Raw genomic sequence first — 414 nt, forward strand, 5'->3', positions numbered from 1 at the left:
GTAGACAACCATCAATGCGGCGCGACAATCAAGATGAGAATCCTATCCAGATTGTCGCGCTACACATCAATAAACTTCATCCTCAGACAACGTGGCCGCCGGCCTGGGTGTAGTTCCAGGGCGCGGCGCTGGTATCGGCTGCGGTACGGCTACTTGGCCGTGGCGCATCAGACTGCGCGCCATTGGTCGCCCCAGAACTTGGCGCGGACATCCTTTTTGAGCAGCTTGCCCACGGCACTGCGCGGCAACTCGGCCCAGAACTCGACCGATTTCGGCGCCTTGGCGCTGCCCAGTTGGTCCTTGCACAAGGCTATCAACACTTCCTGGTCGACGGTTTGACCGGCCTTGAGCTGAACCACCGCCTTAACCGCTTCGCCCCATTTTTCGTCGGGCGCACCGACCACGATGCAGTCG

General features: G+C 60.1%; 1 protein-coding gene. It reads right to left on the bottom strand.

Going from position 1 to position 414, the window contains the following annotated elements; genetic code table 11:
• Window positions 1-167: 167 nt before the first annotated feature.
• Window positions 168-414 (bottom strand): AMP-binding enzyme (locus ACNFOC_RS55610; RefSeq protein ID WP_416966475.1); only part of this gene is annotated, 247 nt, incomplete at its 5' end.

Source organism: Streptomyces colwelliae (assembly GCF_048158785.1).
Lineage (GTDB): Bacteria > Actinomycetota > Actinomycetes > Streptomycetales > Streptomycetaceae > Streptomyces.